The organism is Naasia sp. SYSU D00057 (assembly GCF_017916505.1).
Lineage (GTDB): Bacteria > Actinomycetota > Actinomycetes > Actinomycetales > Microbacteriaceae > Naasia.
In genome coordinates, this window is the sequence record NZ_JAFMSZ010000001.1 from 808,138 (window position 1) to 830,269 (window position 22,132).

Consider the following 22,132-nt stretch of genomic DNA (forward strand, 5'->3'; position numbering starts at 1 on the left):
ATGGAGTGGCCGAGGGCGGAGCAGCGGGGATCGACGCCGCCGGCCGAGGCGCGGCGGGGTCCGAGCCGGCCGCCGAGCAGCCGGTCCCGAGGACGAGGAGGGCCGCCACCCCCGCCGTGAGGCGAAGGTGGCGGCCCGTTCCGGAGAACTCCATCGGAGGTGTGCGCTGCCTAGCGGCCGGCCGTCGCGGAACGGCGCACGAGGAGCGCACCGCCGCCTACCGCGGCCGCCGCGAGCACGCCACCCAGGGCGAGCATGCCCATGTCGGAGCCACCGGTGGTCTCCGCGGTGGTCACGCCGGTGGCGGCACCACCGGCGGGCATCACGTCGAGCGAGCCGCACAGGGCGGGCGAGGTCGCCGCGAGCGGCAGCTCCGGGACGAGGTCACTCGGCGAGGAGGTGCCGGCCTCAGGCTGGGTCGCCGGGTCGAGGCCGTGCACCACGACGACGGCCGTTCCGGCCTCGAGCGCGTCCTGGGTCTCCTGGTTCAGCTCGAACGTCTCCTTGTACTGGGTGGTGGAGCCGGACGGGGCGACCGTGAGGTCGACGCCCGTCTCGGGGCCCTTACCCGCGTCGCCGAGGGACAGCGTGGTGCCGATGCCCCCGTAGAACGGTGCGCCCTCCGTGGTGCTGATGATGCCGTCGCCGTTGGTGTCCGCGGACATGTCAGGGCATGTGCCCTGAGCTCCGACGTGGATGTGCTGCACGTGGGGGTACGGGCTGCCGTTGAACGTCTCCGCGAGGCCGGACGCGTTGAGGGTGACGGTCGCCATGGTGCCGTCGACCTCGACCCACACCTCGCCGGACGCACCGCTGTTGTTGATCGCGTCGAGGCTCGTGCCATAGGAGCCCGAGGCGTGATCCGCCATCGCCGGCCCGGCCGACAGTGCGACGAGTCCGAGAGCGAGGGCGGGCGAGAAAAGCAGGATCTTCTTGTTCATGAGGGATGCCTCCAATGGCATTTCTCCGAGCCCGGGGCGGACTCTCAGTGGGTCGATGCGCAGGATTCGGAGCTTCGGGAACAGGCGCTTGGTCACGCGGTGGATTCCCAGGAAAGGGGTCTCAGCCAATCCTTCGGCCGCGCGCCGCCGAATCCGTCGCAAGCACCGGAGGCCGAACGGGCCGGAACAGGAGACCGCGAATGGACGCCAGGGGATCTTTCGCGGCGGTCGCCGTCGTCGCCTCGCTGCTGCTGACCGGTTGCAGCACCGCGGTCGCCCAGGGGGCGGAAGCGCCGATGCCGTCGCACACCATGCCGGGCGGCGGCGTGATGCCCGGCTCGCAGCATGGCGCGCACTCCCCCACCGACGATGCCGGCGCGGCGCGGGGGCCTTCGGAGGCGGCGCTGATGGTCTGCGACGGCCAGGTGCAGGAGTCGATGGGCGCCATCCTCGGCACAGGTCGGCAGCCGGACCCCGACTGGGGATGGGACGACCCGGAGTTCCGCTGCACGTATCGCGTCGACGGCCTCCCCCTGATCCTGTCCGTCCACGACGTCACGGACACCGCCGAGGGTGAGGCCTACTTCGCCGAGCTTCGGCGAAGCCTTCCGGGAGCGGCCGAGATCGAGGGGCTGGCGGCGCTCGGGATGCCGTCCTTCTGGACGCAGGACGGGATCGTCGCCTTCCTGCGCGACGGGAAGACCCTGACGGTCGATGCCACCGCCCTGCCGAACGGCCTGGGTCCGGGTGGCGACCGAACCCCGCAGCAGATCGCGTACGCGGTCGCCTCGGCCGTGCTGGTCTGCTGGACCGAGCACGACTGAGCGACGATTCCTCCGTCGCCGGCCGGTGGACGCGCGAGTCGAACGCCTACCGCCGTCTGCCCCGGTGCAGCCGGCGGCTCGCGGACGTGCTCGCGCCGCCTGCCGGCCTTCCGCGAGGGATCCGGCGTGGCGGCGCCACAGCCGGAGCGGCGACGGCGAGCAGCGCCATGAGCACTCCCTGGAACACCAGGCGGGGCCAGAACGGCACGGCAAGCCGGCCGAACACGTCGGGATGCCGGGCGGCGTAGGCGTTGGCTGGAAAGACGGCTCCGAGGAACACGATCAGGCTGAGCGCCGCAGGAGAGGCCAGGGCCGGCACGAGCAGGCCGACGCCGCCGGCGACCTCGCACGCCCCGGTGAAGGGGACGAGCCGCATCGGCGTCCGCGGGTCCCGTCCGCGCAGACGGGGCGGGATCATCCGCGCCATCGTCCGCGCCGGCCCCGGCCGGAAGTGGGCCACCCCCATGAACAGGAACATCCCGGCGAGCGTCGCTCGCAGTCCGGTCCGTCTGCGCACCTCTCGCCCTCTCCCCCTCCGGGCGCTGAGAGCCCCGACGCCCGCGGTGCTGCGGCCTAAGCGCGCCCCTGCAGGATGAGGTGCCAGTAGACCCAGGGCAGCACGTACCGGTCGATCAGCCAGGTGCTTCTCCGTTCGCGAGCGAGCCCGGGCCAGAACGGGACCGTCGGCTTCGGGCGGTACTCGTCGTCGAACTCGGCGAAGACCATCGTCCGGCGCGAGACGGTGAACGGGCAGACCGAGTACCCGTCGTAGCGCTCGTCCGGCTCGCGACCCTTGAGCGTCGCCACCAGGTTGAGCGCGAGCACCTTGGTCTGCTTGCGCAGCGCTCCGCCCGACTTCGAGTTCGTCGTCGCTGCGGCGTCGCCGAGCGACCAGACGTTGGCGTAGCGGCGATGGCGGAGGGTGCGCGGGTCGACCTCGACGAAGCCGCCGGGATCGTCGGCAGCGGCGAGCGGACTCCCCTTCAGGAAGTCGGGCGCCGACTGCGGCGGAACCACGTGCAGATAGTCGTACGCGATCCGCTCGGTGCGATCCCCGGAGACGGATCCGATCAGGACGCTCGTCGCATCGACCTCGACCAGACGCGCCTCATGCCGCACCTCGATGCCGTACTCCTCGACCTTGCGCTCGAGCTCCTCGTCGATGGCGGGCATCCCGAACATCGTCGGCGTCGGCACGACGAAGACGACGCGGATGTCCGGCAGCACGCCGGTCGCCCGCCAGTAGTCGCAGGCGAGGTACATCGGCTTCTGCGCAGCGCCCGCGCAGCTCGCGGGTCCTGGCGGCTGCGTGAACACCACCGTGCCGGAACGCAGATCCCGCAGGCGGCGGGACGCGGTGGCGACGAGCTCGAACTCGTAGTGCGACGACGCCGACCCGGTGCGTATCGCCTCCTCCAGACCCGGGATGCTGTGGAAGTCGTTCTGGATGCCCGGGCAGACGATCAGGTGCTCATACGTGATTGCGTCCCCGGAGTCGAGCCGGACCGTGTCGGTCTCCGGATCGATCTCCGTGACCGCGGCCTGAATCCACTGCACACCGCGCGGGATGACATCGGCCTGCCGGCGCTCGGCCTGGCTCGCTCTCGCCGTGCCTCCTGCGACGTGGGAGAAGATCGGCTGGTACCGGTGGTGCTCCCGCGGTTCGATCACGACGATGTCGTCGACGCCGTAGCGGGCGAGCCGGCCGGCGACCGAGAGGCCGGCGTTGCCGCCGCCGACCACCACGACGCGGTGCGCGGTCACGGAATCGGCCGGAAGATGGCTGGAGTGTCCATCGCCACAGGCTACGGACATCCGGAAGCCTTCGCCGCCCCCTCCAGCCATTCGTTGGCGCCGGCGAGGACGCGGACAGCCGGAGCCCGGCGACGCGACTCAGCGGCGCACGGCGAGCTGCTCGGCGATCACCTCGTCGACGCCGGCGAGCCCCGGTGCGCGTGCGATCTCCGCGGAGAGCCGAGCGGCCGCGTCCCGGTAGGAGCGCTGCGTGAGGACCCGGCGGACCGCATCGCGCAGCCGTTCCGGCCGTGGCGTGTTGGTCCGCAGGTTGACTCCGGCACCCGACCACGCCACTCGCGCTCCGACTTCCAGCTTGTCCTCGGTGGCACCGGCGACGACGAGGGGCACGCCGTGCGCGAGCGCGCGGTGGACGCCGCCGTAACCGCCGTTAGTCACCATCACCGACGTGCGCGGCAGGAGGAGGTCGTGGGGAAGGTACTCGGCCACCCGGACATTGGCCGGAAGCGGTCCGGGAAGCTCGCCGGCGCCACGCCCGCCCATGCTGACGACGACGAGCAGCTCGTCCCGGTCCTCCAATGCGGCGATCGCGGGCTCGATGAGCTGGCGGCGGTCCTTGTTGGCGACGGTGCCCTGGGTGACGTGCACGACGCGTCGCCCGCCATCGAGGTCGCCCCACCAGTCGGGAAGCGGCACTTCCACCTGTGGGGCGGGAAGGGGACCCACGAACCGGACGGTGCCCGGCAGGTGCCGCCGTGGGTACTCGAACCCGGGAACAGTGAACTGGAGGTACGCATCGGGCAGGACGACGGGGGCATCCAGCAGGCTGAGGTCGACGGCCGCACCCGTCGCCCGGAACAGCCGGTGGAGCTCCTCGCGTGCCTGGGCGAAGACGAGGCGGTCGACCGCAGCGTTGAGCACTCGGTTGCGAGGGCGGTTGAGGGGCCCGGCCAGAGGCGGCAGCCCCATCCCGGGCGGCGCGGTGTCGGGGCTCGGCAGGGCGAGCGGGAAGATCCCGAGAGTGACCACCGCCGGCCGCTGATCCGAGGAGCGCGCCGCGAGGAGGACGGCACCGACGAAGCTGGCCTCCGCGAGGACGACGTCGGCGGGCTCCGCAGCGAGCGCCTCGTCGATCGCGGCCAACTGGTGAGGACCGGGACGCAGGAAGATGTTCTCGATGTCGAACCGCGCCGCGGCGAGGCCCGTCAGTCCCACTCGCTCGGGGAAGGAGGCGTTCGGATCGTCGATGCTCGGCCCTGCTTCCGGGGTCAGCGGAACGAATTCGACTCCGTCCGCCCTCGCCACGGCCTCCTCGTAGGGCTTCCCCGTCAGGAAGCGCACCCGGTGACCGGACGCCGCGAGATGCCGGGCGACGGCGAGCGCGGAGTGGACGTGCGCGTACACCGTGTTGCTGCAGACGAGGATCGACGCCATCGGTCCGCCCTCCTTCAGGAAACAGGCTCAGTCTCGCGACGTCGGTCGGGGCTCTGAGGGACCAACGTCCTGACGCCGCCGGTTCCGGACCGGAACCGAGCAGCCGGCATCCGCGGGTCGATCGCCTCTGCCGCCGGCGGTCGCGCCACGGATTGACTGCACGCCGATGACGGGAGGGTGAGATGAAAGTCCACCGGGACGACGTCGCCGAACAGCTCCGCGCCATGGGCCGCGACGCCGAAGCCGAGCGTGCGCTTCAGGAGCTGCCCGAGTGGGTGGACGTGAAGCGCCACCACGACGAGCTGAGCGCATACGGGCTGGGGCCGCAGGCGTTCGACCAGCCGAGCCGCTACCGCGGCTGGGTGGCGGGCGGGTGAGGCGCCGGACGAATGCGGAGGTGGGCATCACCACCGGTAGATGGTCAGTCCGTGCTCGTTCCCGGAGGCGATGCGTTGGCCCGTGCCTCCCGGTACATTCAGGCCGCATTCGTCCGCCGCCGACGGGCAGCGCTGCTCCACCCCGAGTTCACTCGGTTCCGAGTGCCCTGATCCTCGCTTCGGCGATCTCGACGAGTTTCTGCCCTTCGAACGCATCCAGGCGCTTCGCCTTGACGAGCGCGTTCACCTGGGCGATGAAGGCCCTGTACGCCGAGATGGCCCGTCGCGGGTCTCCCTCATCGGCGGCGTCCTGCGCCCGGTCTAGTGTCGATGTCAGCGAGCTGCCGGCCGCAGCGCTGAGCGCGCCGCCTGCGACCAGAGCCTGGACTGCCTCCTGGCCTCCGCAGGTGAAGTCGACGGTCTGTGACCCGATGAGCACGTCGTCATCGTCTTCGAACGGATTCGTCAGAGAGTCGCCGTCGACGTCCAGGTAGGCCGTGATGGTCAGGGGATAGGCCCACGCTGGCGGCGCCGCAGAACCAGACGCGTCCCCGTTGGCGTCGGTCACCAATCCGACCTGCCGGTTGTACACCGAATCGGGCTGCGTCCCAACAACCCAGACGAAAACGAGTCCAGTCTCGGGTGTGGCGTCAGTCACCTCGTACTCGATCAACTGGCGGAGCTGCCCGAACTGCACCTCGCAGGAGCCCGTCGTCAGGGAGAACGTCCCGGCCGCGGCCGCTGCCGGTGGCGTGGCGAGGACCGGCAGCGCTACAGCCCCGGCGAGCGCAGCCGCAGCCGCAGGCATCTTCTTCATCTCTCGGACCTCCTGCCTCGGTCGGCGCCAGGCGACTCGACGGCGCGTTAGGAGAGACATACGCCGCCGAACGCAGGCCGGTCAGGGCCGAAGGGCCGAAGAGTGCCCCGACATTGACGTGGAAGTCGGGCCCAGCCAAGAAGGCACCAAGATCAGTTGCGACCGGGGTTCTGCGGTGGGCCCTGAGGGACTCGAACCCCCGACATCCACGGTGCAAAGTGCCGAAACGCCTGGCTGGGTGGACATTCGTGGACGGAACCGCGAGAAATCGGCGCTCTTCCGTCTACCCCTATCCAGCCAGCCCGCCGCCGTAGGCTCCTTCAGAAGGGGCCGGGGCGTCGGCCGCAGTCGCCGAACGTGAAAGGTCCATGGACCTGGCGCGAGCGGGGGTGCAGCATCGGCGCGGCGGCGCGAGAGGTCGAGGTCTCGCGCACGTCGGGGAACAACTGGGCAAGCGGCTACAAGACCTACCGCGGGGGCGAGCAGGGACCTTCGCCCCTGCAGGTCACTTGGGCACTTCCCTAGCTTCCGGGAAGTGGAGAAGACGCCGGCACCCGGCGAAGCGCGGAGGCGCGGGCGCGCGTCCCGGAAAGCTCCGGGGGCCGCACCGTGAGCGACACCGCTTCCAGCAGCCGTGTCCGGATCCGCACACCGGACCAGCGGTTGCGGGTGTTCGTCAGCTCCACACTCGGCGAGTTGGCGGCGGAGCGGAAGGCCGCACGACGCGCGATCGAGCGGTTATCCGCCGCCGCGGTGATGTTCGAACTCGGTGCGAGACCGCACCCGCCCCGTTCCCTCTACCGCGCCTACCTTGAGCAGAGCGACATCTTCGTCGGCATCTACTGGCAGAAGTACGGCTGGGTAGCCCCCGGGGAGACGGTCTCCGGTCTCGAAGACGAGTACAACCTCGCCCCCAGCAGGATGCCGAAACTGATGTATGTCAAAGCGGGCGACGGGCCACGCGAGCCGGGCCTGGAGAGGTTGCTGGACCGCATTCGAGACGACGACACAGCGTCCTACAAGCACTTCCGCGACGCCCGAGAACTTTCGCGACTCCTGGTCACCGACCTCGCCGTCCTGCTGGCCGAACGCTTCGATGACAGCCGCGTCCCCGCCGCTTCGTCCTCGCCCGCTCCCCCTGTTCAGGGTCGAGAGACACCCGTGACGTCATTGCCGACGCCCCTGACCGAGCTTTTCGGCCGAGAGCAGGACGTGGACGGCGTGGCCGAGATGCTCCGCTCGCCCGACATGCGACTCGTCACCCTCACCGGCCCCGGAGGCATTGGCAAGACGCGACTCGCCATCGAAGCAGCTCGCGCGCTTGCCGCCGAGGTCGGCGAAGTGGCATTCGTTCCCCTGGCTGCCGTTGACGACGCCACCCAGGTTCCGAACGCGATGGCTCATGCCCTGGGCGTCCTCGATACCGGCGATGCCCCCCTGGGGCAGAAGCTCGCGCTCTCACTGGGTAGCCGGCACATGCTGATGGTGCTCGACAACTTCGAGCAGGTTGTCGGCGCGGCACCGTTGGTGTCGCGCCTCCTCGCCGCCGCCCCTCAGCTCAAGGTCATCGTCACCAGCCGAGTGCTCCTCAGAATCGGCGGCGAGCACACCTACCAGGTGAATCCGCTCGGGCTGCCCGGTGAGGATCGCGAAGCGGACAGCCCCGCGCAGGTCCAGGCGCCCAGCGTCGACCTGTTCATCGAGCGCGCACGATCTGTCAAGCCGGACCTGGAGCTCACGGCTGAGAACTTGACTGCGATAAAGCAGATCGTCAGGCGGCTCGAGGGCGTACCGCTGGCCATCGAACTGGCCGCGGCTCGCACCAGCCTGCTGGCTCCCCCCACCCTGCTCGACCGGCTTCAACATCAGCTGCCCGTGCTGGCTGGCGGCCAGAGGGACGCTCCGGTGCGACAGCAAACGGTGCGGGACACGATCGAGTGGAGCACCCGGCTGCTGGGTGAACACGAACAGAACTTGCTCTGGCGCCTCGGTGTGTTCACCGGCCGGTTCTCGCTAAACGGCGCTGAAGCCGTCGCCGAATCCGGCGTCACGCCGTTCGACCTACTCGAAAGCCTGGTCGACGCCAGCCTGATTCGCCAGCAGGAGCGCAAGGGCGCCACATTCTTCCAACTCTTGGCGACAGTTCGCGAGTATGCCACCGAACGACTTGAGCGTCAGGGGCATCAGGCGGAGGTGCGCGACCTCCACGCCCGTTATTACGCGAACTGGGCTCTGGCCCTCGCGCCTGATCTGACCGGGCCGCGGCAGCTGCAGACGATCACCGCCCTGTCCGACGAACAAGAGAACCTCCGGACGGCGTTGCGTCACCTCCTCGACACTCACCAGTGGGATCTCGCAACCGAGTTGGCCGTCCGGCTCTACACCTATTGGTGGATCGCCGGCCTGCTCGGGGAAGCCCGGTCTTGGGTCAACGAGGTGATCGCCGCCGGTGAGGCGGCGTCGAAGCACAGCCGCGCCGCGGCCCTGTGGATCCGGTCGTTCCTTGGGCTCATGCTCGGGGCGGGCGAGGAAGTGGTTCGCGACCTTGACGAGAGTCTGCAGCTGCTGACCGCTTCTGGAGACAGGGACCGCCAGGCCTCCGTGCTCTCACTTCTCGGCTTCGCTTATGCGCTTTCCCACCCTGCCGAGGTGCAAAGCGGGCAGGAACTCATTCGCCAAGGGATGAGCATGATGTCCGAGGCCGGCAACACACGCCCGCCCGGCGATCTCTGGACCCAAGCCTTCAGCCCGCTGATCCCGCTCGGCCGGATCGAGCTCGCCCGGGGCAACTTCGAGGCAGCATCGGAGCTATTCGAGCAAGCTCTGCGCTTCTCCAACCAGGTAGAGGACGACTTCGCTCGCACCTTTCCTCTGAACCACCTCGGCTGGACGCGCCTGCTCGCGGGACGAGTCGCCGAGGCTGCGCCGTTGATGGAACGGCAACTGGACCTCTCGCTCGGCCTTGGCCATGAGCAGGGGGTCGCGTACGGGCTCGAGTGCTTCGTCGGCGTCGCTCACGCGCTCGGGCAAACTGAGAACGCCGGTTTGCTCTACGGAGCCGTAAGAGCCATCCGGGACCGTCTCGGGCTCGCGAACGTCAATGACGAGGCGGTTCTCCCCATCGTCGACAGCATTCGCAACAGCCCTTCGGGACCGGAGTTCGAACGGGCCGTTCAACGCGGGCGTGTCCTACCACGCGGAGAAGTCATCGCCCTGGCGCGCAAGGTGAGCTCGGCCGCAGCCGCGATGGCTCCGGCCCCCGCAGCCTCGACCTAGGTAGGAGAGCCGTACAAGGAGAGCCTGTGCGCGCGGTAGAGCCGCTGACCTCTTACAAGCCAGAAGAGCTTGAGCGGTGCAGGCAGGACCTCTCGTTGGAACTTCCGACGCATCTCCGGGGGCTGGCTGTCGAGGACGTGTCCGAGATAGATCAGCTGAGTTCTCACCGGCAGCGCCTTCCCAAGGATCTTCTGCGCATAGGCACCGGCAGCGTCCCACTCCTTCTGCGTCCACGTCCGTTCGATCTCGGGGAAGATCTGTTCCTCCTCCTGTCCGAGGTGAGCACCCAATGCCCCGCCGATCGCGTTCACAACTTCAGATAAGCGCTCCGTCGCCTGGTGGTCCGGCGAGGACTGCCACGATGCGACAGCGTCATCCTGCCGGTCCAGCATCTGGGCAATCTGCCGATGCTGGGCCTTCATCTGCCCGACGTGCACAGCGCAAGCGGGCACGCGGGACTCGAGCTTGTGCCAAATGGTGTCGTCTTCCGCCTGGTGGTGGTGATGGAGCATCACGGCGACCGTCGACAGGTGCGTCGCCACCGCAGCGGTCCTCATGCCGTCCTCGCTCGCACCACGAACCAAACGGGGCGCCTCACGATATAGGTGCCTGAAGGTGTTGTGGATCACCAGGACGTCGGAGGTGTCACAGCCGATCTCGGACGCCGATGGCCGGGAGCCTGTGCTGGGAAGCTTCTCAACCATTCGATGCCTCCGTCGTCTGTTCCGCGGGCTCCGAAGTCTGCCGGAGTGCCTCGTACCGCGGGCAGGACGTAGGTCCCGGCGGCGGTATGAGCCTGCCGAAGGAGCGGGTCGACACCTCGCTGTTTCTCGTCGAGCTCCTCCTCTTCGAGCTCGCCGGTGTGGCCCTCGAAGACAATGCCGATCGGGTAACACCCGCGGGGTCCTCGGGATGCTCTCCGAGCAGGTCGGCGAAGGCGAAAAAGCAGGTCAGACTGGACATCCACCATGCCGTCGAGAATGTAGTCGACGTCATCCCCGTCGTCGTCTGCCTCACCCCCCCCCAGGAGGACTTGGCCAGCGCGCCTTCGCTCGCTTATCCAATCTCGCGATCGCCGAGGACGCGAAGCCCGACGTAGGTGTTGACGACGGCCGCCTGGGCAGAGCCGAGGAAGTCGCCAGTGGCTCCGTGCGCGTGGCGGCGCTGTCTCCTGTGGGCCCTGAGGGACTCGAACCCCCGACATCCACGGTGTAAACGTGGCGCTCTAACCAACTGAGCTAAGAGCCCGGCACGCCGTCCGGCGCCTGCCCATGCTACCGACCCGCGGGCCCGCCCCTCCCGCCCGTTCCTCTCCCCCTCAACAGGCAGAAATCCCGCCAACAGGCATCCTTCGGCTGTTTCCGCCTGTTGACGGCAGAAATGCCTGTTGAGGGACAGGGAAGCCGGCGGCGCGATGGGAAGAGCCGAGGAATGACGGCACCACCCGCCCGGTTGGCCCCTGCATGGACCTCCACGACATCCCCGTCCGGACCATCGACGGCACCGAGACGACCCTCGCCCCCTTCGCGGACAAGGTGAAGCTGATCGTCAACGTCGCCTCCCGCTGCGGCCTCACTCCGCAGTACGAGAAGCTCGAGGAGCTGCAGCGCAGCTACGGCGAGCGGGGGTTCACCGTGCTCGGCTTCCCGAGCAACCAGTTCCTGCAGGAGCTCGGCACCGAGGAGGCCATCGCCGAGTACTGCTCGACCACCTGGGGCGTCACGTTCCCGATGTTCGAGAAGGTCAAGGTCAACGGCCGCAACCGGCACCCCCTCTACGAAGTGCTCACCAAGACGCCGGATGCGAGCGGCACCGCCGGCCGCGTGATGTGGAACTTCGAGAAGTTCCTCGTGACACCGGACGGCCGCGTCTCCCGCTTCCGCCCGACCACCGAGCCGGACGCGCCCGAGATCGTCGAGCTCATCGAGGCCTCCCTGCCGAGCAGCTGACCCGGCCGGCAGCAGCAGCCCGAAAACCAGAACGCCCCGGCCGGGAGACCCGGCCAGAGCGTTCACGGTGACGGCGGAACTTACTGAATGGTCCAGATCGCGTCGTCGTAGAGGAAGCCGGGCGACGACTGGAAGGTGATGTCGGCGGGGTCGGCGACCGAGAAGGCCTCCTGCCAGGTGATCGACTGGCCGGGCAGGATCGTCGCGGTCGGCGCGAGGCCGATGTTGTTCGCCGAGTCGAAGATCGCCGTCGCCTCGGCGCCGCCGGAGGTCACCTGCGAGAACGACAGCGGCTCGAGCGGCTCCTCGCTGTTGTTGGTGAGCGTCAGGTCGAAGAGCACGGCGCTCTGGCCCGGCTCCGCCGACGCGGTCTCGCTCGGGGTGAACGGGACGGGCGCGCTGACCGTCATCTCGACGCCGTCGCTCCACGCCATCGTCTCGCCGAGGCCGAGCACCAGCGTGTCGGCGGACCCGTCCGCGGCCTCGTCGTCGGTCGCGGCCTCATCCTCGGCCGGGCCCTGGACGCTCGGGGCTGCCGACTCGATGGCATCGTTCACCGAGTTGACGATGGCCGTCGTGTAGACGATCGAGAGCACGATCGAGAGGATCAGCGCGACACCGGAGACGATGAGGCCCGCGATCGCGATGCCCTTCCTGCGGCCCTTGAGCACGAGGGCGATGATCCCGAGCACGACGCCGACGAACGCGAGGAAGGCGCCGAAGTAGCTGACGAACGGGATGACGCCGAAGACGAGGGCGACGATCCCGACGATGAGGGCGGCGATGCCGAGGCCGTTGGTGCGGGGTCCGGACGCATCCGGCTGACCCGGCGCCTTGCCGTACACCGGCTGCGGCGGAGTCTGCGCGTACGCCGGCTCGGCCGGCGGGGGGAACGCGGAGGTCGGCACCGCGGCGGACGGCGGGGTCGGCGGGACAGGCGGCTGCGAATCAGTCATGATGCGGCGAGTCTCCCAGACCCTGTGAAACCGCCGAGAACCGCCACGGTCCCCAGATGTGGGGCCAGCGGACGGGGCGGGGCGGGATGCGGGGCCGGCTCAGGGCCGGCGCGCGAGCCGGAGCGCGGCGAGCGCCTCCCGGTAGGCGGCGAAGGGCCGCGCCTCGACGGGCGACGAGGAGAACACCGATCGCACCACACCCTCCTCGCAGAGCAGGACGGTCGTCCGCGAGGCGACGCCGGTGTCCGGTCGGAAGGCGCCGTACGAGCGCGCTACGCCGCCGTGCGGCCAGAAGTCGGAGAGGAGCGGCATCTCGTAGCCCTCGGCGTCGGCCCAGGCGCGGAGGGTGTGCTTCGAGTCCACGGAGACGCCGAGCACCTCGACGCCGGCCTCCGTGAAGAGCGCCCGGTTCTCCTGCAGCTCGCGCAGCTCCTCGGCGCAGGTGCGCGAGAAGGCGAGCGGGAAGAACACGAGCGCGACCGCCCGATCGCCCCGGAAGGACGAGAGCCGCACGGGCTCGCCGAACTGGCTCGGCAGCTCGAAGTCGGGCGCGGGCGCGCCGATGGCGATGGTCACCCCGCCATCGTGCCGCATCGGGGCGACGCCGTCGGCGAACCCCCGCCGAACCGTCCGCCGTCCCCAGACGGAGACAGTAGGCTCGATGCTCGGCCGGGGTGGTGTCGCGACCCGACAGGATCCGGGCTCCGATAAGACAGGTGCAGCCGGCTCCGGCACCCGGACCGGTCCCGCGAAGAGAGGTCGACGTTGACAGTCAACGACCAGGACCCGTACTCGGTGAACAACACCGACTCAGACCCCGGCGAGACCGCCGAATGGCTGGAGTCCCTCGACTCCCTCGTCGAGGCGAACGGTCACGAGCGCGGGCGCGAGATGATGCTCCGGCTGCTGAAGCGGTCGAAGCAGCTGCACCTCGGCGTGCCGATGGTCCCGACCACGGACTACATCAACACCATCTCGCCGGAGAACGAGGCCGAGTTCCCGGGTGATGAGGATGTGGAGCGCCGCTATCGCGCCTGGCTGCGCTGGAACGCGGCCGTCATGGTGCACCGCGCCCAGCGTCCCGACGTCGCCGTCGGCGGCCACATCTCCACCTACGCGTCCTCCGCGACGCTCTACGAGGTCGGCTACAACCACTTCTTCCGCGCCCAGGACCACCCGGGCGGCGGCGACCAGATCTTCTTCCAGGGCCACGCCTCCCCCGGCATGTACTCCCGCGCGTTCCTCGAGGGCCGGCTCACCGAGCACCAGCTCGACGGCTTCCGCCAGGAGAAGTCGTTCTCCGGCGGCGGGCTCTCGTCCTACCCGCACCCGCGGCTCATGCCCGACTTCTGGCAGTTCCCGACCGTGTCGATGGGTCTCGGCCCGATCAACGCGATCTATCAGGCGCAGGCCAACAAGTACCTCACCAACCGCGGCATCAAGGACGCCTCCGACCAGCACGTCTGGGCATTCCTCGGCGACGGCGAGATGGACGAGGTCGAGAGCCGCGGCCAGCTCCAGGTCGCCGCGAACGAGGGCCTCGACAACCTGACCTTCGTCATCAACTGCAACCTGCAGCGCCTCGACGGCCCCGTCCGCGGCAACGGCAAGATCATCCAGGAGCTCGAGAGCTTCTTCCGCGGCGCCGGCTGGAACGTCATCAAGGTCATCTGGGGCCGCGAATGGGACGACCTGCTCGCCCGCGACACCGAGGGCGCGCTCATCGACCTGATGAACCGCACGCCCGACGGCGACTACCAGACCTTCAAGACCGAGAACGGCGCGTTCGTCCGCGAGAACTTCTTCGGCCGCGACCCGCGGACCCTCGAGCTCGTGAAGGACCTCACCGACGACCAGGTGTGGGCGCTCAAGCGCGGCGGCCACGACTACCGCAAGGTCTACGCGGCGTACAAGGCCGCGATGGAGCACAAGGGTCAGCCGACCGTCATCCTCGCGAAGACGATCAAGGGCTACGGCCTGGGCAAGACCTTCGAGGGCCGCAACGCGACCCACCAGATGAAGAAGCTCACGCTGAACGACCTCAAGCTGTTCCGCGACGAGATGCGCATCCCGGTCTCCGACGCGGTGCTCGAGGAGAACCCGTACCAGCCGCCGTACTACCACCCCGGCCAGGACGACGAGGCGATCCAGTACCTGCAGGAGCGCCGCCGCGCGCTCGGCGGCTACCTGCCGGAGCGCCGGTCGACGCACACGCCGATCACCCTCCCCGACGACTCCGCCTACGCGATCGCCAAGAAGGGCTCCGGCCAGCAGCCGGTCGCCACGACCATGGCCTTCGTGCGCATCCTCAAGGAGATCATGCGCACGAAGAACTTCGGGAACCGGATCGTGCCGATCATCCCGGACGAGGCGCGCACGTTCGGCATGGACGCGTTCTTCCCGAACGCGAAGATCTACAACCCGCACGGCCAGCACTACACGTCGGTCGACCGCGACCTGCTGCTCGCCTACAAGGAGAGCCCGCAGGGCCAGATCGTCCACGTCGGCATCAACGAGGCGGGGGCCCTCGCGGCGTTCACCGCCACGGGGACGTCGTACTCGACGCAGGGCGAGCCGCTCATCCCGGTCTACGTCTTCTACTCGATGTTCGGCTTCCAGCGCACCGGCGACGCCCTCTGGGCGGCCGGCGACCAGATGGCACGCGGCTTCCTGATCGGCGCCACCGCGGGCCGGACCACGCTGACGGGCGAGGGCCTGCAGCACGCGGACGGCCACTCCCCCGTGCTCGCCAACACGAACCCCGCCGTCGTGACCTACGACGCCGCGTACGGCTACGAGCTCGGGCACATCGTGCAGGCCGGTCTCGAGCGGATGTACGGGGGCAGTCACCCGGACCCGAACGTCATGTACTACCTCACCGTGTACAACGAGCCGATGCCGCAGCCGGCGGAGCCCGAGGGCCTCGACGTCGACGGCGTGCTGAAGGGCATGTACCTGCTGAAGCGGGCCGAGAACGAGGGACCGCGCACGCAGATCCTCGCCTCCGGCGTCGCCGTGCCGTGGGCGCTCGAGGCGCAGAAGCTGCTCGCCGAGGACTGGGGCGTCGCCGCCGACGTGTGGAGCGTCACCTCCTGGTCGGAGCTGCGCCGCGACGGACTCGACGCGGAGCGCTCCTACTTCGTCGACCCGGACGCCGAGCCGCGCCAGGCCTACGTCACGGCGAAGCTCGCGGGTGCCGAGGGCCCGGTCGTCGCGGTGAGCGACTACTCGCACGCGGTGCCGGACATGATCCGCCAGTTCGTGCCAGGGCAGTACTTCACGCTCGGCGCCGACGGCTTCGGCTTCTCGGACACCCGTGCGGCGGCCCGCCGGTTCTTCCTCATCGACGGCCCCTCGGTCGTGGTGCGGACGCTCGAGGCGCTCGCGGGCCAGGGGAAGGTGGACCGCTCGCTCGCCCGCCAGGCGATCGACAAGTACCGCCTGCTCGACGTGACGGCGGGCACCACCGGCACCGCCGGCGGCGAGAGCTGATCCGACCTCCGGGCGTGGCACGGACGAAGGCCGAGACTCTCGCGTGGCTGCGGACGGTCTCGGGTGAGCTCGCGACGGCGACGCTCAAGCGACTGGAGGACACCCTTCCCTGGTATCGGGACATGCCGCCCGGCCGCCGCTCGGCGGTCGGGCTGGTCGCCCAGGCCGGCATCACCTCGTTCATCAGCTGGTACGACGACCCGAAGTCGGCGCCGTGGATCGCCGCCGACGTGTTCGGGGCCGCCCCTCGGGAGCTGCTCCGCTCGGTGAGCCTGCAGCAGACGCTGCAGCTCATCCGCGTGACCGTCGAGGTCGTCGAGGACCGCGTGAAGGACGGCGGCGACGGCCTCCGCGAGGCGATCCTGCTGTACTCCCGCGAGATCGCCTTCGCCGCGGCCGACGTCTACGCCCGCGCCGCCGAGGCGCGCGGGCTCTGGGACTCCCGGCTCGAGGCGCTCGTCGTCGACTCGATCCTCTCCGGCGAGGCGGAGAACGAGCTGCCGAGCAGGATCGCGGCGCTCGGCTGGCACGGGCACGGCGAGGTCTGCGTGCTCGTCGGCACCGCTCCCCCGATGCTCGACGTCGACCAGCTCCGGCGCACGGCGCGGCACGTCGAGGCCGACGTGCTGATCGGCGTTCAGGGCAGCCGGCTCGTGCTCGTGATCGGGCGGGCGCTTCCCTCTCCCCAGGAGGGCGAGGAGGGCTCCGCCCAGACGCCCCCGCTCAGCTTCCTCGAGATCGCCCGGCGCCTCGAGCCGGGGTTCGGCTCGGGCCACCTCGTGCTCGGGAACGAGGTGCCGGACCTCGTGCAGGCGCACCGCAGCGCGCGCGCCGCCCTGGCCGGCTTCGCCGTCGCGCGTGCCTGGCGGAACGCCCCCCGGCCGGTGCTCGCCGACGACCTGCTGCCCGAGCGAGCCCTCGCCGGCGACCCGCTCGCCCGGTCGACCCTGGTCGGCCGCATCTACCGGCCCCTGCAGGACCACTCCACCGAGCTGCTCGGCACCCTCTGGTGCTACCTCGACAACGGCCGCTCGCTGGAGGCCACGGCACGCGAGCTGTTCGTGCACCCGAACACGGTCCGGTACCGGCTGAAGCGCATCTCCGAGGTCATCGGATATGACGCCACCGGGGCCCGGGAGGCCGTGATCCTGCAGTCGGCGCTCATCCTCGGCGCCATCGCGGAGCCCGCCGCCGCTCCGCGGCGCCGCTGACGCCGCCCCGTCCGAGGGCGTGTGACGGGGATGTCCCTCCCGCGACCACTTCCAGCAGGCACGGAGGCCGCTCAGCAGGCAAACGAGCCCCGGTGCTACCTGCTGAACGCGGTCTATGCCTGCTGAAGGTGCCTCGCGAAGCGCAACGATCCGAAGTCGAGGCATTCGCAAGGAATGGACGGACGGCCCTTCCGTGACGACCTTCAGCAGACAGAGACGCCGTTCAGCAGGCGAATTCACCCCAGTTCTACCTGCTGAGCGCGGTTGGTGCCTGCTGAAGGCGACGGGGAGGCAACCGCAATGTGCAGACCCCGACGAGCTCGCGTCACCGGCACAGCGACCCGCACAACTCGGGCCCGTGCACGGCTTCCACAAGCATTGGGGCGATCTTTCGTGCAGGATCTGCCGATCGGGTCCCGGGTGATTGGCAGGATGGACCAGTGATCATCGTCGTCGCGCCCGGACAGGGCTCGCAGACCCCCGGCTTCCTCTCCCCCTGGCTGGAGGATACGTCCGCCTGGGAGACCCTGAGCCGCCTCTCGGAGCACGCCGAGCTCGACCTCGTGCTGCACGCGACGCTGTCGGACGCCGACACGATCCGCGACACGCGCATCGCCCAGCCGCTGATCGTCGCGGCCGGGATCCTCACGCTCGAGGCCCTGCTGGCCGGCGGACGCAGGCTGTCCGGCATCGCCGGCCACTCCGTCGGCGAGATAACCGCCGCCGCAGGCGCCGGCATCCTCACCTCCGAGGAGGCGATCCGCCTCGTCGCCGAGCGCGGCCGCGCGATGGCCGAGGCCGCGGCCCAGGTCGAGACCGGCATGAGCGCTGTGGTCGGCGGCGACGAGGCCGTCGTGCTCGACACGATCGCGTCGCACGGCGTGTTCCCCGCCAACTACAACGGCGGCGGCCAGCTCGTCGTCGCGGGTCCCCGTCCCGCCCTCGCGGAGCTCGGCGCCAACCCGCCCGCCGGCAGCCGCGTCATCCCGCTGCAGGTCGCGGGCGCCTTCCACACCGAGTACATGGCGCCCGCCGTCGACCGGATGCGCGCCGTCGCCGGCACCCTGACGCCGCGCGACCCCGCCACCCGGATCTGGACGAACAAGGACGGCAGCGAGGTCACCTCGGGCGCCGAGTTCCTCGACCTCCTCGTCGGCCAGGTGTCCTCGCCGGTGCGCTGGGACCGCTGCATGGAGTCGTTCGCCGCCGCCGGCGTCACCGGGATCATCGAGCTCGCCCCGGCCGGCGCGCTCACCGGGCTCGCCAAGCGCGCCCTGCGCGGCATCCCGACCGTGGCCGTGAAGACCCCCGCCGACCTCGAGGCGGCGCACGCGCTGCTGGACGGAGACAAGTGACCGAGCTCAGGCAGGCGACCGGCCCGCAGTACACCCGCATCCTCGGACTGGGCGCCGCCCGCGGCGACCTCGTCGTGCCGAACGACGACCTGGTCGGCCCTATCAACTCCTCGGACGAGTGGATCCGCCAGCGCACCGGCATCGAGACCCGCACGCGCGCGTCCGCCGCGGTCAGCGCCCTGGACCTCGCCACCACAGCGGGCAAGGACGCGATCGCCGCCGCCGGGGTCTCCCCCGAGCAGGTCGACCTCGTTCTGGTGGCGACCATCAGCAACGTCCAGCAGACGCCGTCGCTGTCCGCCGTTCTCGCCGACCGCGTCGGCGCCAACCCGGCAGCCGCCTACGACGTCAACGCCGCCTGCGCCGGCTACACCTACGCTGTCGCGCAGGCCGACGCCCTCATCCGCGCCGGTATCGGCACCTACGCCCTCGTCGTCGGCGCCGAGAAGCTGTCCGACGTCGTCGACCCGACCGACCGCAGCATCTCGTTCCTCCTCGGCGACGGGGCCGGCGCCGCCGTCATCGGGCCGAGCGACACCCCCGGCATCTCGAAGACCGTGTGGGGCTCGGACGGCTCGAAGGCCGACGCTGTCGGCATGAACGCGACCCTGACCGAGTTCCGCGACGGCTCCGCCGCCTGGCCGACGCTGCGGCAGGAGGGCCCCACGGTCTTCCGCTGGGCCGTCTGGGAGATGGTCAAGGTCGCCCGCCAGGCCATCGAGGAGGCGGGCATCACCCCCGACCAGCTCGCGGCGTTCATCCCGCACCAGGCCAACATGCGCATCATCGACGAGTTCGCGAAGCAGCTCGGCCTGCCGGACACGGTCGCGATCGGCCGCGACATCGCCACCACCGGCAACACGTCAGCCGCCTCGATCCCCCTCGCGACGCACCGGCTGCTCGAGGAGCACCCGGAGCTCTCCGGCGGTCTCGCCCTCCAGATCGGCTTCGGCGCAGGCCTGGTCTACGGCGCGCAGGTCGTCGTCCTGCCCTGACCGGCCGCCGAAACCTCCCCCGATAAGCTCGAAATCCCGCCTCTACCGAACACCTCAAGGAGACATGAACATGGCCCAGTCCACTGAAGAAGTCCTCGCCGGCCTCGCCGAGCTCGTCAGCGACGAGACGGGCATCGCGACCGACACGGTCGAGATGGACAAGTCCTTCACGGACGACCTCGACATCGACTCCATCTCGATGATGACCATCGTGGTCAACGCCGAGGAGAAGTTCGACGTGAAGATCCCGGACGAAGAGGTCAAGAACCTCAAGACCGTCGGCGACGCCGTCAACTACATCGTCAAGGCCCAGGGCTGATCCAGCCTTTTCCCTGACCTCAGGAGCACCACCTCATGCCGAAGAAGATCGTCGTCACCGGGATCGGCGCCACGTCGCCGCTCGGTGCCACAGCGCGCGAGTCCTGGGATGCGCTGCTCGCCGGTGAGTCCGGCGCGCGCACTCTGACCGAGGAGTGGGTCGGGCGGCTCGAGCTGCCCGTCACGTTCGCTGCTTCGGCCAAGGTGGAGCAGGCCGAGCAGCTGGAGCGGGTCGAGGCCAAGCGCCTCGACCCGGGCAGCCAGTTCGCCCTCATCGCCGCCCGCGAGGCCTGGGCCGACTCCGGCATCACCGACATCGAGCCCGAGCGGCTCGGCGTCGACTGGTCGACCGGCATCGGCGGCGTGTGGACCCTCCTCGACGCGTGGGACACCCTGCGCGAGAAGGGCCCGCGCCGGGTCCTGCCGATGACCGTCCCGATGCTGATGCCGAACGCCCCGGCCGCGGCGATCGAGATGAACCTCGGGGCGCGTGCCTTCGCGCGGACCGTGGTGTCGGCGTGCGCCTCGAGCACCGAGTCGATCGCGAACGCGTACGAGCACCTGCAGCTCGGGTACGCCGACGTCGTCATCGCGGGCGGCAGCGAGGCGGCCATCCACCCGCTGCCGCTCGCGTCCTTCGCGTCGATGCAGGCGCTGTCCAAGCGCAACGACGACCCGGCCACGGCGTCCCGCCCGTACGACGTGACCCGCGACGGGTTCGTCCTCGGGGAGGGCGGCGCGGCCCTGGTCGTCGAGACCGAGGAGCACGCCGTCGCCCGCGGCGCCCGCATCTACGCGGAGCTGGTCGGCGGCGCGGTGACGAGCGACTCGTACCACATCACCGCTCCCGACCCCGAGGGGTCGGCCGCCGCTCGCGCGATGATCGCCGCCATCGAGTCCTTCGGCTACAGCCGCTCGGACGTTCGGCACGTCAACGCGCACGCCACCAGCACCCCCGTCGGTGACGTCGCCGAGTACCGCGCGCTCCGCCACGTGTTCGGCGACGGCCTCGCCGACATCGCGGTGTCGGCGACCAAGGCGTCCACAGGGCACCTGCTGGGCGGCGCCGGCGGCATCGAGGCGATCTTCACCGTCCTCGCGCTGCACGAGCGCACCGCTCCCCCGACCATCAACCTCAAGGAGATGGACCCGGAGATCGACCTCGACGTCGTCCGGGAGCCGCGCACGCTGCCGCAGGGCGACCTGCTCGCGCTCAGCAACTCGTTCGGCTTCGGCGGGCACAACGCCGTGGTGGCGTTCGCCACCGCCTGATCCGGCAGCACTCGCGACGAACGGCAACCGGGAACGGTTGCCGTTCGTCGTTCCGGTTCCCGCAACCCCCTGATGCTCGTTCCGCCCGGCTGGTTGGCTGATCCGGGAGGCAGGGATGAGCGACGAGCGCCGTCAGGAGCTGGGCGAGGGAGACGCCCCCGTCGAGGGCGAGATCGAGGAGTCGTTCGACGCGATCGTCGACGAGGGCGCGCAGCGGCTGCACCGCACCTTCGCCTCCATGCTCATCACCGGGCTGTTCGGGGGCCTCGATGTCGGGGTGGGCATCATGGGCTACCTCGCCGTCCTCGAGCAGACCGACAGCCATCTTCTCGCGGGGATCGCGTTCGGCATCGGATTCGTCGCTCTGCTTCTCGCCCACAGCGAGCTGTTCACCGAGAACTTCCTGGTCCCCGTCGCCGCGGTAGCCGCACGCGAGGCGTCGCTGCGGCGGCTCGGCATGCTGTGGGGCGTCACCCTGCTCGCGAACCTCGTGGGCGGCTGGGCGTTCATGTGGCTGCTGATCACCGCCTTCCCGCAGTGGGGGCCGCTGCTCGACGAGGCCGCGCACCACTTCACCGACCCGGGACTCACCCTGCAGACCGCAGTCCTCGCGATCCTCGCCGGCAGCACCATCACGCTGATGACGCGCATGCAGCAGGGCACGAAGTCGGACGTCGGCAAGATGATCGCCGCGATCGCGGGCGGCTTCCTGCTCGCCGGACTCCAGCTGCACCACTCGGTGCTCGACTCGCTGCTGATCTTCGGCGCCATCCAGTCCGGGTCGGGTGTCGGCTATCTCGACTGGCTCCTCTGGTTCGTCCCGACCGTGCTCTTCAACCTGGTGGGCGGAGTCGGGCTGGTGACGGCGCTCCGGCTGGTGCGCACCAAGCCGCTGCTGCAGCAGCGCCGCCGCGAGGCCCCGGCAGACCCGGACGCCCCGCGGTCCGGTGCCGGCCACGGAGATTGAGGAGGCCGCGAAGCGGCCGTCTCGAAATCACGCGACGTGTCCTTGGACTTCAGCCCCTTCGCGTGGTGCGGTCCGGAGACGAGGTTGCGTGATTTCGAGACGCGGCCCTTCGGGCCGCTCCTCAATCACCGGGGTGGCCGGACACGGGCGCAGAAAAGGTGAAGAGCCCCTGACTGGTACCCATCCGGTCAGG

19 protein-coding genes and 1 tRNA gene are annotated in these 22,132 nt (G+C 70.0%); 11 read left to right on the forward strand and 9 right to left on the reverse strand.

Annotation, left to right across the window (positions count from 1 at the left end):
- Positions 1 to 170 precede the first annotated feature (170 nt).
- Positions 171 to 941 carry a hypothetical protein gene (locus tag J3P36_RS03780; RefSeq protein ID WP_210505905.1) on the reverse strand — a complete coding sequence of 257 codons (771 nt, stop codon included), beginning with the start codon at positions 939 to 941 and terminating at the stop codon, positions 171 to 173.
- 200 nt (positions 942 to 1,141) lie between these two features.
- On the opposite strand from J3P36_RS03780, the gene J3P36_RS03785 reads away from it, so the two are divergent.
- Positions 1,142 to 1,765, forward strand: a complete 624-nt coding sequence (locus J3P36_RS03785; protein ID WP_210505906.1) for a hypothetical protein — start codon at positions 1,142 to 1,144, stop codon at positions 1,763 to 1,765.
- Between the two features lie 46 nt (positions 1,766 to 1,811).
- Here the strand turns inward: J3P36_RS03785 and J3P36_RS03790 are convergent, their stop codons facing one another.
- The 3 genes from J3P36_RS03790 to J3P36_RS03800 form a co-directional block, all read right to left on the reverse strand.
- Positions 1,812 to 2,282, reverse strand: a complete 471-nt coding sequence (locus J3P36_RS03790) for a DoxX family membrane protein (protein WP_307806940.1) — start codon at positions 2,280 to 2,282, stop codon at positions 1,812 to 1,814.
- Positions 2,283 to 2,338: 56 nt separating this feature from the next.
- Positions 2,339 to 3,580, reverse strand: coding sequence for an NAD(P)/FAD-dependent oxidoreductase (locus J3P36_RS03795; protein WP_210505907.1), 1,242 nt, complete (start codon positions 3,578 to 3,580; stop codon positions 2,339 to 2,341).
- A gap of 78 nt (positions 3,581 to 3,658) precedes the next feature.
- A complete protein-coding gene (locus J3P36_RS03800; protein WP_210505908.1) occupies positions 3,659 to 4,954 on the reverse strand; it encodes a glycosyltransferase in 1,296 nt (431 codons plus the stop codon).
- Between the two features lie 182 nt (positions 4,955 to 5,136).
- Here J3P36_RS03800 and J3P36_RS03805 point away from each other — a divergent pair, with 182 nt between their 5' ends.
- The gene (locus J3P36_RS03805; protein ID WP_210505909.1) at positions 5,137 to 5,331 is read left to right on the forward strand and encodes a hypothetical protein; all 195 of its coding nucleotides are present in this window, start codon (positions 5,137 to 5,139) and stop codon (positions 5,329 to 5,331) included.
- Positions 5,332 to 5,479: 148 nt separating this feature from the next.
- On the opposite strand, the gene J3P36_RS03810 is transcribed toward J3P36_RS03805, so the two are convergent.
- Entirely contained in the window at positions 5,480 to 6,148 is a 669-nt protein-coding gene (locus J3P36_RS03810; protein ID WP_210505910.1) for a hypothetical protein, read from the reverse strand.
- A gap of 609 nt (positions 6,149 to 6,757) precedes the next feature.
- On the opposite strand from J3P36_RS03810, the gene J3P36_RS03815 reads away from it, so the two are divergent.
- Complete coding sequence (locus J3P36_RS03815; RefSeq protein ID WP_210505911.1) at positions 6,758 to 9,424, forward strand: DUF4062 domain-containing protein; 2,667 nt, start codon at positions 6,758 to 6,760, stop codon at positions 9,422 to 9,424.
- Here J3P36_RS03815 and J3P36_RS03820 read toward each other — a convergent pair.
- A complete protein-coding gene (locus J3P36_RS03820; RefSeq protein ID WP_210505912.1) occupies positions 9,421 to 10,128 on the reverse strand; it encodes a hemerythrin domain-containing protein in 708 nt (235 codons plus the stop codon). The two genes, J3P36_RS03815 and J3P36_RS03820, sit on opposite strands and share 4 nt — an antisense overlap.
- A 470-nt stretch (positions 10,129 to 10,598) precedes the next feature.
- A tRNA-Val gene (locus J3P36_RS03825) sits at positions 10,599 to 10,672 on the reverse strand.
- Between the two features lie 215 nt (positions 10,673 to 10,887).
- Here J3P36_RS03825 and J3P36_RS03830 point away from each other — a divergent pair.
- Positions 10,888 to 11,373 (forward strand): glutathione peroxidase, encoded by a 486-nt coding sequence (locus tag J3P36_RS03830; RefSeq protein ID WP_210505913.1) that lies wholly within the window; start codon positions 10,888 to 10,890, stop codon positions 11,371 to 11,373.
- 80 nt (positions 11,374 to 11,453) lie between these two features.
- Here J3P36_RS03830 and J3P36_RS03835 read toward each other — a convergent pair whose 3' ends face one another.
- Positions 11,454 to 12,329 carry a DUF4190 domain-containing protein gene (locus tag J3P36_RS03835; RefSeq protein WP_210505914.1) on the reverse strand — a complete coding sequence of 292 codons (876 nt, stop codon included), beginning with the start codon at positions 12,327 to 12,329 and terminating at the stop codon, positions 11,454 to 11,456.
- Between the two features lie 99 nt (positions 12,330 to 12,428).
- Positions 12,429 to 12,905, reverse strand: a complete 477-nt coding sequence (locus J3P36_RS03840) for a peroxiredoxin (protein ID WP_307806941.1) — start codon at positions 12,903 to 12,905, stop codon at positions 12,429 to 12,431.
- Between the two features lie 189 nt (positions 12,906 to 13,094).
- Between J3P36_RS03840 and aceE the strand changes: the two genes are divergently transcribed.
- From aceE to J3P36_RS03875, 7 genes are all read left to right on the forward strand, one after another.
- Entirely contained in the window at positions 13,095 to 15,821 is a 2,727-nt protein-coding gene (aceE, locus tag J3P36_RS03845) for a pyruvate dehydrogenase (acetyl-transferring), homodimeric type (RefSeq protein ID WP_210505916.1), read from the forward strand.
- Between the two features lie 14 nt (positions 15,822 to 15,835).
- Positions 15,836 to 17,032, forward strand: a complete 1,197-nt coding sequence (locus tag J3P36_RS03850; RefSeq protein ID WP_210505917.1) for a CdaR family transcriptional regulator — start codon at positions 15,836 to 15,838, stop codon at positions 17,030 to 17,032.
- Positions 17,033 to 17,472: 440 nt separating this feature from the next.
- Positions 17,473 to 18,387 carry an ACP S-malonyltransferase gene (locus J3P36_RS03855; protein WP_210505918.1) on the forward strand — a complete coding sequence of 305 codons (915 nt, stop codon included), beginning with the start codon at positions 17,473 to 17,475 and terminating at the stop codon, positions 18,385 to 18,387.
- Entirely contained in the window at positions 18,384 to 19,382 is a 999-nt protein-coding gene (locus J3P36_RS03860) for a beta-ketoacyl-ACP synthase III (protein ID WP_210505919.1), read from the forward strand. Before J3P36_RS03855 ends, J3P36_RS03860 begins: the two co-directional genes overlap by 4 nt.
- A gap of 70 nt (positions 19,383 to 19,452) precedes the next feature.
- The gene (locus J3P36_RS03865) at positions 19,453 to 19,701 is read left to right on the forward strand and encodes an acyl carrier protein (RefSeq protein WP_210505920.1); all 249 of its coding nucleotides are present in this window, start codon (positions 19,453 to 19,455) and stop codon (positions 19,699 to 19,701) included.
- Between the two features lie 35 nt (positions 19,702 to 19,736).
- Entirely contained in the window at positions 19,737 to 20,972 is a 1,236-nt protein-coding gene (locus tag J3P36_RS03870) for a beta-ketoacyl synthase (protein ID WP_210505921.1), read from the forward strand.
- A gap of 115 nt (positions 20,973 to 21,087) precedes the next feature.
- Positions 21,088 to 21,939: a formate/nitrite transporter family protein gene (locus tag J3P36_RS03875; protein WP_210505922.1), complete on the forward strand. Its 852-nt coding sequence runs from the start codon at positions 21,088 to 21,090 to the stop codon at positions 21,937 to 21,939.
- Positions 21,940 to 22,132: the final 193 nt, after the last annotated feature.